This window comes from Blastococcus sp. TF02-09 (genome assembly GCF_003319105.1).
Lineage (GTDB): Bacteria > Actinomycetota > Actinomycetes > Mycobacteriales > Geodermatophilaceae > Blastococcus.
The window spans coordinates 20589-32285 of record NZ_QOHH01000019.1 but is presented as its reverse complement, the minus strand read 5'-3'; the positions used below and the strand labels follow the sequence as shown (position 1 = coordinate 32285).

General features: G+C 75.0%; 12 protein-coding genes. 6 read left to right on the top strand and 6 right to left on the bottom strand.

The window, feature by feature from the left end; translation table 11 throughout:
- Positions 1-123: 123 nt before the first annotated feature.
- Positions 124-339 carry a hypothetical protein gene (locus DQ239_RS19645; protein ID WP_233489513.1) on the bottom strand — a complete coding sequence of 72 codons (216 nt, stop codon included), beginning with the start codon at positions 337-339 and terminating at the stop codon, positions 124-126.
- Positions 340-449: 110 nt separating this feature from the next.
- Between DQ239_RS19645 and cobT the strand changes: the two genes are divergently transcribed.
- Together cobT and cobA are read left to right on the top strand one after the other, a co-directional pair.
- On the top strand, positions 450-1655 hold the full coding sequence (gene cobT / locus DQ239_RS19640; protein ID WP_233489512.1) for a nicotinate-nucleotide--dimethylbenzimidazole phosphoribosyltransferase: 1206 nt from the start codon (positions 450-452) through the stop codon (positions 1653-1655).
- Positions 1655-2962: a uroporphyrinogen-III C-methyltransferase gene (gene cobA, locus DQ239_RS19635; RefSeq protein ID WP_113836107.1), complete on the top strand. Its 1308-nt coding sequence runs from the start codon at positions 1655-1657 to the stop codon at positions 2960-2962. Before cobT ends, cobA begins: the two co-directional genes overlap by 1 nt.
- A 27-nt stretch (positions 2963-2989) precedes the next feature.
- Here cobA and DQ239_RS19630 read toward each other — a convergent pair whose 3' ends face one another.
- From DQ239_RS19630 to DQ239_RS19610, 5 genes are all read right to left on the bottom strand, one after another.
- A complete protein-coding gene (locus DQ239_RS19630; protein WP_113836106.1) occupies positions 2990-4507 on the bottom strand; it encodes an HNH endonuclease signature motif containing protein in 1518 nt (505 codons plus the stop codon).
- 65 nt (positions 4508-4572) lie between these two features.
- The gene (locus DQ239_RS19625) at positions 4573-5244 is read right to left on the bottom strand and encodes a class F sortase (protein ID WP_158544909.1); all 672 of its coding nucleotides are present in this window, start codon (positions 5242-5244) and stop codon (positions 4573-4575) included.
- Positions 5222-6103 (bottom strand): hypothetical protein, encoded by an 882-nt coding sequence (locus tag DQ239_RS19620; protein ID WP_113836104.1) that lies wholly within the window; start codon positions 6101-6103, stop codon positions 5222-5224. The genes DQ239_RS19625 and DQ239_RS19620 overlap by 23 nt, the downstream gene beginning before the upstream one ends.
- Positions 6104-6312: 209 nt before the next feature.
- On the bottom strand, positions 6313-7164 hold the full coding sequence (gene ygiD, locus DQ239_RS19615; protein WP_199583216.1) for a 4,5-DOPA dioxygenase extradiol: 852 nt from the start codon (positions 7162-7164) through the stop codon (positions 6313-6315).
- Between the two features lie 65 nt (positions 7165-7229).
- A complete protein-coding gene (locus DQ239_RS19610) occupies positions 7230-8375 on the bottom strand; it encodes a helix-turn-helix domain-containing protein (protein ID WP_147252184.1) in 1146 nt (381 codons plus the stop codon).
- A 75-nt stretch (positions 8376-8450) separates the two neighbouring features.
- Between DQ239_RS19610 and DQ239_RS19605 the strand changes: the two genes are divergently transcribed.
- From DQ239_RS19605 to DQ239_RS19590, 4 genes are read left to right on the top strand one after another with little or no spacing between them, the layout of a single operon-like run.
- Positions 8451-9752: an alkyl sulfatase dimerization domain-containing protein gene (locus DQ239_RS19605; protein WP_113836102.1), complete on the top strand. Its 1302-nt coding sequence runs from the start codon at positions 8451-8453 to the stop codon at positions 9750-9752.
- Positions 9752-10111 (top strand): DUF202 domain-containing protein, encoded by a 360-nt coding sequence (locus DQ239_RS19600; protein WP_113836101.1) that lies wholly within the window; start codon positions 9752-9754, stop codon positions 10109-10111. The genes DQ239_RS19605 and DQ239_RS19600 overlap by 1 nt, the downstream gene beginning before the upstream one ends.
- Entirely contained in the window at positions 10108-10458 is a 351-nt protein-coding gene (locus DQ239_RS19595; protein ID WP_113836100.1) for a DUF202 domain-containing protein, read from the top strand. The genes DQ239_RS19600 and DQ239_RS19595 overlap by 4 nt, the downstream gene beginning before the upstream one ends.
- Before the next feature lie 31 nt (positions 10459-10489).
- Entirely contained in the window at positions 10490-11647 is a 1158-nt protein-coding gene (locus DQ239_RS19590) for an acyl-CoA dehydrogenase family protein (protein ID WP_113836099.1), read from the top strand.
- Positions 11648-11697 lie beyond the last annotated feature (50 nt).

Below are 11697 nucleotides of genomic sequence, written 5' to 3'. Positions count from 1 at the left end.
CTCGACCGGTGAGTGCAAGCGAGCCCCGCAGCGGACCGAACCGACAGATCCCGTTGAAGACCCGAAGTCAGTCAGTCGGTGGGTCAGGAACGACCGCTGCGGGGCTCGCCCACATCCTCACTGTCAGTCGGCGACGGACTCGTCCCGGGCGTGCCGGTCGGCGCGCGGGCGGACGGTGTAGACCCCGGCTCCGTCCGCGAGCGTCTGCAGGTCGTAGCGGTGCACCACCTTGGGTCCGCCGTGCAGGTGCACGTGGGTGACGGTGGGCAGGGGGTCGCCGTGGCGGGCCGGGCGGATCTCCACCCGCCCGTCCAGCGGTCCGCCGACGAACAGCAGCACGGCGTCGTCGTCGCCCGGCTCGGCCCCGGTTCCAGCGTGCTCGGACAGTTCAGCGCTCCCTCGGTCGTTCCCGCAGCCAGCCAGGGTAGGCCCGGAACGGGGAGCGGGTCGTGCGCGGAGCCGTGCCGGTCGGGCACGGGGAGTGCCGGGCCGGTGCTCGGCGGGCGGGCGGGGTGGGCGCGTCTGCGATCCTTGGACGCCGTCCCCGCGTCCGAGGAGTTCCGCTGAGCACCGATCCCGCCCCGTTCGCCGGCACGCTGCTCGGCGACACCATCGCCGCGATCCGCCCACGGGACGCCGGAGCCGAGCGCGCCGCCCGCGAGCGGCTGGACCGGATGACCAAGCCCGTGGGCTCCCTCGGCGTCCTGGAGGACGTCGCCGCGCAGCTGGCCGGCATCGCCGGCCGGTGCCCCGCTCCCCTGCCCGAGCCCGCGACCGTGGCCGTCTTCGCCGGCGACCACGGGGTGCACGCCCAGGGCGTGACGCCGTGGCCGCAGGAGGTCACCGCCCAGATGGTGGCCAACTTCGTCGCCGGCGGCGCCGTGGTGAACGCCTTCGCCGCGGGGCTGGGTGCGCGGGTGCTCGTCGTCGACGTCGGCGTCGCCACCCCGCTGGACCCCATGCCGTCGCTGCTGGACCGCAAGGTGCGCCCGGGGACGGCCGACCTGTCCGCCGGCCCGGCCATGACCGTCGACGAGGCGCGGCAGGCCCTCGAGGTCGGGATCGAGGTGGCGACGACGCTGGCCGCCGACAGCGGCTGCCTGGTCACCGGCGACATGGGGATCGCGAACACCACCGCCTCGGCCGCCCTGGTCTGCGCCTTCACCGGCGCCACACCGGCGACGGCGACCGGGCGCGGCACCGGCATCGACGACCCCACGCTGGCCCGCAAGATCGAGGTCGTGAGCCGCGCGGTGGCCCGGGTGCCGGCGCGCCCGACCACCCCCGAGGCGGCCCTGGCGGTCCTGGCCGAGCTGGGTGGGCTGGAGCACGCCGGCCTGGCCGGGTTCGTGCTGGGCGCGGCCGCCGCCCGCGTGCCGGTGCTGCTGGACGGCGCGATCGCGGGCTCCGCGGCGCTGGTGGCGGCTGCGCTGTGCCCGACGGTGCTGGACTACGCGCTGGCCGGGCACACCTCGGTCGAGCCGGGCCACGCGGTCGCGCTGCAGAGCCTCGGGCTGCGAGCGCTCCTCGGGCTGGATCTGCGGCTCGGCGAGGGCACGGGCGCGCTGCTGGCCCTGCCGCTCGTGGCGAGCGCCGCTCGCGCGCTGCGGGACGTGGCCACCTTCGACTCCGCCGGCGTCACCGAGAAGAGCTGATGACCACCGGGAGTGCGGGCACCGGCGCCGGTGCCCCGGCTACCCCGCCGGCCGGCGCCGTCTACCCCGTGGGGCTGCGGCTGCTGGACCGGCGGGTGGTGGTCGTCGGCGGCGGGCAGGTGGCCCACCGCCGGGTGGCCGGGCTGCTCGAGGCGCGGGCGCAGGTGACCGTCGTGAGCCCGGAGGTGACCCCGGCGCTGGAGGCGCTGGTCGCGCCCGGGTCGCTCACCTGGCTGCGCCGGCGCTACGAGCCCGGGGACCTCGACGGCGCCTGGTACGCCGTGGCCGCGACCGACGACCCCGACGTGAACGCGGCCGTCGCGGCGGAGGCCGAGCGCGGCCGGATCTTCTGCGCCCGGGCCGACGACCGCGCCTCCTCCAGCGTCTGGACCCCGGCGACCGGCCGGCACGGCGACCTCGTCGTCGGCGTGCACGGCGGCGGCGACCCGCAGCGCGCCATCGCCGTCCGCGACGCCGTGGTCTCCGGGCTCACCGACGGCACCGTGCCCGACCGCGTCTCCCGCGCGTCGACCACCGGCCGCGCCGGCGCCGTCGTGCTGGTCGGCGGCGGCCCGGGCGACCCGGCGCTGATCACCGTGCGCGGGCGGCAGGCGGTGGCGCAGGCCGACGTCGTCGTCGCCGACCACCTGGCGCCGCTGTCGCTGCTCGCCTCGCTGCCCGAGGACGTCGAGGTGATCGACGCCTCCAAGCTGCCGCGCGGCCGCTCGATGGCGCAGGAGCAGATCAACGAGCTGCTGGTCTCCCGTGCTCTGGCCGGCAAGCGGGTGGTCCGCCTCAAGGGCGGGGACCCGTTCGTGTTCGGCCGCGGCATGGAGGAGGTGGAGGCCTGCCTGGCCGCCGATGTGCCGGTCGAGGTGGTGCCAGGGGTGACCAGCGCGATCTCCGTGCCCGCGCTGGCCGGCATCCCTGTCACCCACCGCGGGATGACCCACGAGTTCGTCGTCGTCTCCGGTCACCTGCCGCCCGGGCACCCGCAGTCGCTGGTCGACTGGTCGGCGATCGCGCGGCTGCGCGGCACGGTCGTCGTCCTCATGGGGGTGGAGACCGCCCCGGCCATCGCCGCGGCGCTCGTCGAGCACGGCCGTGCGCCCTCGACGCCCGTCGCGATCGTCAGTGACGGCTCGACCCCCACGCAGCGCACGGTCCGGACGACCCTCGCCGAGCTCCCCGCCACGCTGGCGACCGCCGACATCCGGCCGCCGTCGGTGTGGGTGGTGGGCGACGTCGTCTCGCTCGCCCCGGCGCCCGGGGCACACCCCGCCGGAGCAGCCGACGGTTCTCGCTGATCCCACGCCGCAGTTCCCCCGCTCGGCTCAGAATGGCGGTGGGCTCTCGTCGACCGGTTCCGGTCGAGGGGGTGGGAGTGCGCGTTGCCCGTGCAGGCCGGGTGGTCGGGTGGTGCGGGTGATGCCGGAGGGGGTGGTGACGGTGAGGGTGCCGTCGGGACCCATCCGGAACCGCCAGTTGCGGGCGAAGGTCTTGAGTCGGTGGTGGCTGCGGCACAGGCAGCAGAGGTTCTGGCAGGTGGTGCGGCCGCCGCAGTCGTAGGCGAGGACGTGGTCGGCGTCGGTGCGGCCGGCGGGTTGTCCGCAGCCGGGGTGGCGGCAGGTGCGGTCGCGCAGGCGGATGAACCGTTCCTGGGCCGGCGAGTGCTGGTAGCCGTCCATCTCGGCGGGTGGGCCCAGGACGGGGCAGGCGCAGTCGGCGGCCGGCCCGTGGGTGCGGCAGCCGCGGGTGGCCAGGCGGGTGAGTTCGGCGGGGCCGGCGGTGGCCAGCAGCGCGCCGTCGTCGTCGGTGAGGGCGATGGTGAGGCTGCCGCCGGGTGGGGCCTGCACCGCGAGGGCGTCGAGCTGGGCCAGCAGCTCCCGCAGGTGCGCGGTGGTGATCGGGGTGCCGTTCAGCGTCGGCAGGTCCCCGCCCGAGGTGGCCTTCTTCGCGCCGCCTTCCTCGCCCGCGGTGGCGTCGTCCCGGGGCTGCAGTGCGGACAGGGGTGCGGTGAGGGTGAGGTGGCCGGTCATCGTCGGGCGGGAGGTGTCCCAGGGGCGCAGCACGAGCGCGGCGTGGGCCTCGGTGCGCAGCACACCGATCGGCCGGTCGTCCCCGCCGGTGCGGGCGAGCTGGGCGGCCTGGTCGATGGTCGACCACATCGCCGCCGCCACCGCGGAGGGCGCTTCGGTCGTGAGGGTCGACATGCCGTCCCGGGTCGGATGCAGCCGTACCGCCGCCCGCCGTTCGGCTTCCTGCCGGCGCTGTTCTCCGAACTGCTCGTCGGCGGCGACGGCCGCGGCGATCAGCCGGTTGCGCAGCTTTCCCGACGACAGCCCCGCAGCCTGCGGCAGCACCGCCGGCACGACGACGGCCACGACCGCGTCGGAGGCGGTGCCCAGTACGTCGGCGAACACCCGGGCCCGGTAGTCATCCATCCGGCCGGCGGCACGGGCTGCGTGCACCGCAGGCATCCGCTCCACCAGCTGATGGGCATCGAACAGCACCTGGGTGGCGAACGGGCGACCGCAGTTCAGGACCAGCGCCAGCTCGTCGGGCAGGAACTCCGAGGTGCCGGGCACCGGGGAACCGGCACCTCGGCGCCGTGCCCCGGGATGACCGGGAGGTGGGTCGTCGGTATCGGGCCGGGCGGCGGCCAGCGCCATGACCAGCTCTGCCTCGTAGGCGGCGTCCATCGCCTTGCGCGCCTGCACCCGCTGGAGCTCGAGCACCGTCTCCTCGGCCGACAGCTGCTCGACCGGGAACCGCTCGACCGACGGCGCACGCCACAGCCACCACTCGACCAGCCCGCCGTCGGGAGCGGGGTCGACCTCGGCCACTGACATGCATCGAACATACGTTCGGGGTACGACAGTTTCTCCGGCGGTGCGTCGGCCCTCGATCGACGTCCTCAGCTGACGACGGACGCGAAGACCACCGTGTTCTCCGTGCTGGTCCCCGCGTCCTCGACGAACTCGCCGCCGCAGGTGACGAGCGCGACGTCGGCTTCCGCCGGGTGGCCGTTGAGGGTGTCGGCCAGCGCCGAGGTGGCCTTGTCCAGGCCGGTGACCGGCGCGCCCAGGACCTGCAGGCGCAGCACCGCGCCGTTCCCGTCGCGCAGGCTCACCTCGTCACCCGGCCGCAGCGTGTGCAGCCGGTCGAAGACGGCGCCACCACTGTTCTGCTGGTGGCCGAGGATGACCGCCATCTGGCCGGAGCCGGGCTGCGGCCCGTCCGACCACCACGACGTCGTCTTCATCGACTCCGGGACGCCGTAGCCCTCGACCGGCGCGCCGGTGAAGGGGTTCTCGTACTGCACCGTGCCGCGGGACTCCACCACGGTGTCCACGTCGATCGCCGGGATGCTCAGCCGGGCCGGCTGGATGGCGCCGGTGGCGACGATCTCGCCCGCCGGCACCGGGGCGTCGCTCGCCAGCGGTGCGGACGCGGCCGGGGCGGCCGGGCGCGGAGCAATGTCCGCGTCCGGCCGCCCGACGACGACGAACAGCAGTGCGAGTCCGGCCGCCAGGACGACCAGGAAGGCGCCGACGGCGCGGAGATCAATCCCGCGTACGAACCGCACGGCCCCGCATCCCGTATCCAGCAGCGCCGGCGGCAACGAGCACCAGGCCGCCAGCGAGGGCGGTCATCGGCACGGAGGCGTCGTCGGCCTGTGCCGAGTCGGCACCGGTCGGCGCGTAGCCGGGGTAGGAGACCGGCTGGGCCACCGGCGCAGCAGCAGGGTGCTCAGCGACCGGGGGCGCGGGGGTGCCGTTGTCGACCGGTGCCACCGGGGTCCCGCCCTCGTCGGTCTCGGGCACGCAGTCCTCGGACAGGGTCTTCACCAGGAGCTCGATGCCGGCGATGAAGTCGCCACCAGGAGCGCCCTCCTCGCCCTCGGGGAGCTCCGTCTCCATGGCCTGCGCGTCCGCGGCGAGGTCGTCCATGGCCAGGGCACCCACGAGCCCGGCGTCCTCACCCTCTGGGAGCCCACCGCTCAGGTCCTCGAGCGTGAGCCCGAAGTCCCCGAGCAGGGACTCCAGCTCCGCGATGATCGCCTCGAGCTGCTCGGGGTCGAGTAGCCCACCGATGATGAGCTCGACGCTGTCGGCGATGCCGTCGACGCAGCTGTCCGGGATGCCGAGCTGGCGGGTCAGCTCCTTGAAGGCCTCCCGCTCGTCGTCGCCCACCACGAACACCGGCAGCTCGCCAGTGTCTCCGCCGGTCTCGGACTCGTCGCCGGTCTCGGTCTCCTCGGCGATATCGGCCTCGCCGCTGGGCTGGGTGTCGTGGCCGATCTCGTCGTCGCCGCTCGTCTCGGACTGGTCCTCGTCGTTCTGCAGGTCGCCCAGGTCACCCAGCGAGGGGTTCGGGTCAAGGGGACCAGCCTGGGCCAGCCCGGCAGGAACCAGCACGAGGGCGGCTGCCAGGCCGGAGGCCATCAGGGCGCGGCGCCCGTGGCGCGGAAGGGTGGAAGAACGCAGAGACAAGTGTGACCCCCGGTTACGAACAGGTGAGTGAGCGCACTCACTGTCCGGAGGGGCCCCCACCCTCGCCAGTCCGGACCTGCGGTTTCGTCGTCACCAGAGGCGTGCCGTTACTCAGGGCGGCGAGACTGTGACGGATCGTTCCCACTCGTTCGGGGGACAGATCAGATGTTCGCGCCGTCGGGCGGTGGCTCCAGCGGCAGCGCGGCCGCTGTCCCCGATCCGGCGGACACCGGTGCACCCATGCCCACGGTGTAGGCCGTCATCGACAGCGAGCCGTAGGCGTAGCCGTCGACCAGCACCTCGGCCTGCGTGCCGGCCTCCCCGGCCAGCCCGGCCAGGTACAGCAGCGGCAGGAAGTGGTCCGGGGTCGGGACGGCGAGGTCGAAGTCCCGGTGCCCGTCGAGCCGGACGGTGTCCGCCGGATCGGTGAGCATGCGCTCCATGGCGTGCTGGTCGAACCGCTGCGCCCAGTCGAAGCCGGCGTCCGGCATCGCCCGGCTCACGCCGCCGAGGTTGTGCACGACGTTGCCGCTGCCGATCACCAGCACCCCGCGCTCCCGCAGCGGGGCGAGCGCGGCCCCCAGCTGGAGGTGGTAGTCGAAGGACTTGAGCGCGTTGAGCGACAACTGCACCACCGGGATGTCGGCGTCGGGGAAGGCGTGCATCAGCACCGACCAGGTGCCGTGGTCGATGCCCCAGCTGTCGTAGTCGGCGCCGACCCACGTCGGGTGCACGACCTCGGCGATCTCGTCGTAGAGCTCGGGGAGCCCGGGCGGCTCGTAGCGGACGTCGAACAGCGCGCGCGGGAAGCCGTAGAAGTCGTGGATGGTGCGCGGTCGCCGCATGGCGGTGACCGCCGTCGCCTGCATGTACCAGTGCGCGGAGACCACCAGGATCGCCCGCGGACGCGGCACGGACCGGCCGAAGGCGCGCCACGCCTCGGTGTAGCGGTTCCTCTCGAGGGCGTTCATCGGGTTGCCGTGGCCGATGAACGCGGCCGGCAGCACCGTCATGCGACCTCCCCCGGTCGACGCGCCCCCGATCATGCCCCCGGTCGAGGTGCGCCCGCGAGAGGAGCTCAGCCCGAGGCCCGCTGCACTACGAGCGCGGCACCGAAGAGCTGGATGCCCCGGGACGACCGGGGGTCGACGCCGGTGAGCTCGGCGATCCGGTCGAGGCGGTTGTCCACGGTGTTGGCGTGCACTCCGAGCGCCCGGGCGGCGCTGCGCCGGTTCAGGTCGGCGTCGAGGAAGGCGCCGAGCGTGGGGAGCAGCTCCGCGTGCCCCGCGAGCGGGGCGAGCACGGCCACGAGGTCCGCGGCGCTGTCGACGGGATGGGTGAGGTGGTACTCCAGCAGCACCTCGCCGAGCGTGTGCACCCCCGGCCGGCCGGCGACGGCGGCGATCCGGTCGGCCCGCTCCGCGGCCGCGGGCACACCCGCCGGTGAGGACGCCGTCGCGACCCCGACCACCGGCGCGACGCCGTCCGCGGTGGGGAACCGGCGCGCCAGCTCCCCGAGCGGGAAGGCGGCCGGCAGCAGCACGAAGCCGCCGAGGTCGTCGCGCAGGCTCAGCGCCCGGCCCTCGGCACGGACGGCGGCGTGCCCCAGCACCCACCGCAGCGCGGCCCGGCCGGCGGCCGGGTCGCCGTCCCCCGTGCTCCGGACGCGCAGCACCAGGTAGCCGCTCTCCAGCGGCAGGCCGTAGCGGGCGGCGACGTCCTCGGGGCCCTCGCCGCGGAGCAGCGCCCAGGTGAGCTCGCGGACGGCGACGTGCTGGCCGCCCGCCCCGGTCAGGTACGCCTCGGTCACCTGGGTGACGGCCGCTCCCACCGCGCGCAGCTGCTCACGGGTCAGCCGCAGCAGCGCGGCCTCCTCCCCCGGCCCGGCCGCCTCCGCCAGTGCGTCGACGACCACCTCGGCGCCGACGGAGTAGGTCTGGACCAGCGCCGACAGCGGCACGCCCTCCTCCGCCCGCTGCACCGCACGCCGCCGGGAGAGCCCCGTGTCCCGGCCGGGCAGGCCCTGGGCGTGCTCGAGGAAGGCACGGATCGCCGCGCGCGCGGTCGCGGCCACCTCGACGTCCTGCACCTCGCTGGGCAGCCGGTCGAAGCCGGGCACCTCGGCGCGGATCCGCTCCACCACGCGGCGGGCCAGCCGCGGCACCTGCGGCACCAGCCGCGCCGCCAGGGCGGCGGCCTGGGCGTCCACCCCGGGTTGTGACATGTCACAACGCTAGCGCTCCGTCACTGGTCGCCCGGCTGGTTGCCCGTCGTCCTCCGGACCGCCACGGTGGGAGGCATGACACGCTCCCTCACCGAGTACGCCGACGAGGTCTGGAACGGCGACGCCGACGACAACATCGCCGCGGTCGGGTCCGGCGGGACGGGCGTGCTCGACATCGCCGACGGCGTGGGCTTCCACCCCGGCTTCGGCAACGTCATCGTCTTCCGGGCCGGCGGCGAGCTCGTGCTCTTCGACAGCGGCAACCCGATGGGCGCCGCGGCGCTGCACTCCGCCGTCCGGCAGTGGAGCCCGGACCCGGTGAGCACCGTCGTCTTCTCGCACGGGCACATCGACCACGTGTTCGGCGTGGGGCCCTTCGACGCCGAGGACACCCCCCGGCCGACCGTCGTCGCCCAGGAGCTCATCGGCGACCGCTTCGACCGGTACGTGCTCACCAACGGCTACAACGCCGTCATCAACCAGCGGCAGTTCCAGGCGCCGAACCTCACCTGGCCGACCGAGTACCGCCGTCCCGACGTCACCTACCGCGACGCCATGACGCTCACCCGCGGCGGGCTGACCATGGAGCTGTTCCACGTCCAGGGCGAGACCGACGACGCCACCGTCGGCTGGCTCCCGGAGCAGCGCATCCTGCTGCCCGGCGACATGTTCATCTGGGTGACGCCGAACTGCGGCAACCCGCAGAAGGTGCAGCGCTACCCCCGCGAGTGGGCGATCGCGATGCGCCGCATGGCCGCGCTCGGCGCGGAGACCATGCTGCCCTCGCACGGCGCGCCGATCTTCGGTGCCGACCGCATCCGCCAGGCGCTCACCGAGACCGCCGAGTGGCTGGAGAGCCTGGTCGAGCAGACCCTCGACGGGATGAACGCCGGCGCCCGGCTCGACGAGCTGGTGCACGCGGTGACTCCCCCGGCGCACCTGGCCGACCGGCCCTACCTCCGGGCCCGGTACGACGAGCCGGAGTTCATCGTCCGCAACCTCTGGCGGCGCTACGCCGGCTGGTACGACGGCAACCCGGCCAACCTCAAGCCCGCCCCCGACCGGCAGCTCGCCGCCGCCGTCGCCGAGCTCGCCGGCGGCTCGACCGCCCTGGCCGACGTCGCCCGCCGCTACGCCGACGCCGGGGAGCTGCGCCTGGCCGCGCACTTCGCCGAGCTGGCCGTGCAGGCCGACGACGCCGACACCACCGCGCACGCCGCCCGCGCCGAGGTCTTCGAGGCCCGCGCGAAGGCCGAGGAGTCGCTCATGGCCCGCGGCATCTTCACCTGGGCGGCGGCCGAGTCGCGCAAGGTGACCGACGGGACGGACCAGCAGGCCGGGCCCGCGGCGCGGCTCCTCGCGCCGAAGCAGGACTAGTGGGGCGCTGGCCGGCACGGGTCTACGGGGAGGGCGCCGAACCGGACCCGCGGTTCACCTTCGCCAACGAGCGGACCTTCCTCGCCTGGCTGCGGACCGCGCTGGCCCTCGTGGTCGCCGGCGTGGCGGTCGACGTCCTCGCCGAGTCGGCGGACGATGCGGCGGGCGCGTACCGCCCGCTGGCCGCAGCCCTCATCGTCCTGGGGATGGCCGCCAGCGCGGCGGCCTTCGCCCGGTGGATGGCCAACGAGCGGGCGATGCGCCGGCGGGAGCCGCTGCCCGGCCTGGGCCTGGGGACGGTGCTGGCCGGGGGCATCGCGGTGGTCGCCCTCGGCCTGGTGCTCCTCATCGTCCTGTGACGGCCCGCCCGGCCGACCGCCCCGGGCTGCCCCCGTGGGACCCGGGCCTGCAGCTGGAGCGGACGACGCTGGCCTGGCGCCGGACGGTGCTCTCCGGGTACGGCGCGTCCCTGCTGATCGGCCGCCTGCTGCTGGACCGCTCGCCCGTCGTGGCCCTGGCGATGGCCGCCTGCTCCACGGCGCTCGTCGCGGTGATCGGTGCCCGGGCCACGCTGCGGTCCCGGACGGCCGACGCGCGCCTGCGCCGCGAGGAGGCCCTGCCCGACGCCCGCCTCTACGTCGCGGTGGCCGCGCTGATCCTGCTGGTCGGGGTCATGGCGCTGACCATGGTCGTGCTGCGCCCCTGACGCCGGTCCTGCGACCTGGTAGGACGGCGGGATGAGCAGCGACGACGACGTCCGCGGCGCCGTCCGCGCCTGGCTGGCCGAGCACTGGGACCCGGCCCGCGACCGCGCCGGGTGGCTCACCTCCGTGGTGGACGCCGGGTACGCCGTCCCGCGCTGGCCGCGCACCGCCTTCGGCCGGGAGCTCTCCGACGAGCAGGCGCGGATCGTCGAGGCCGAGTTCGCCCGCGCCGGCGCACCGGGCACCGGCCAGGACCGGACCAACCTGTGGGCCAACACGCTGCTCACCCACGGCACCGACGAGCTGCGCGGCCGGCTGCTGCGGCCGCTGCTGGAGAACCGGGTGCGGATGTGCCTGCTCTACAGCGAGCCGGGCGCCGGGTCCGACCTCGCGGGCGTGCGCACCAGCGCCGTCCTCGACGGGGCCGACTACGTCGTCGAGGGCCAGAAGGTGTGGACGTCGAACGCGGCCGGCGCCGACTACGGGATGCTGCTCGCCCGCACCGACCCGGCAGTGCCCAAGCACCGGGGGCTGAGCTTCTTCTTCCTGCCCATGGACCAGCCCGGGGTGCAGGTCCGGCCGCTGCGGCAGATCACCGGCGAGGCGCACTTCAACGAGGTCTTCCTGACCGGCGCCCGGGTGCCCCGGGCCTTCCTGCTGGGCGGGCCCGGTCAGGGCTGGCGGGTGCTGCTGACCGCGCTGGCCTACGAGCGGGTGGCGCTGGGCCAGGCCAACCTGGGCGCGATGACCCGCGCCTCCGGTCGCGCCGAGGCCGACCTGGTGGACCTCGCCCGGCGGTACGGCCGGACCTCCGACGTGGGGCTCCGCCGGGACCTCGCCCGGGTGTTCGCCCTGCGGTCGGTGAACCGCTGGACCAACCAGCGCGCGCAGGCGCAGGCCGAGCAGGGCAGCTCCTCGCCGCTGGCCTCGCTGGGCAAGCTGGCGATGTCGCGGATCGTGCACGAGACCGGCCGCGTGCAGTCGGCGATCGTCGGACCGCAGGCGCTGCTCGAGGGGCCGGAGCACCCGGACGGCGACGACGCGAACTTCGCCTCGATGAACGCCTACTTCACCTCGATCGGCGGGGGCACCGACCAGATCCAGCGGAACATCATCGGTGAGCGGCTGCTCGGCCTTCCCCGCGAGCCCGAGGTCGACCGCGACGTCCCCTTCCAGGACGTCCGGCACTGACCTCCTCCGGACTTTCTGTACCGGAAGTCCGGAGGGGCCCGGACTTCCGG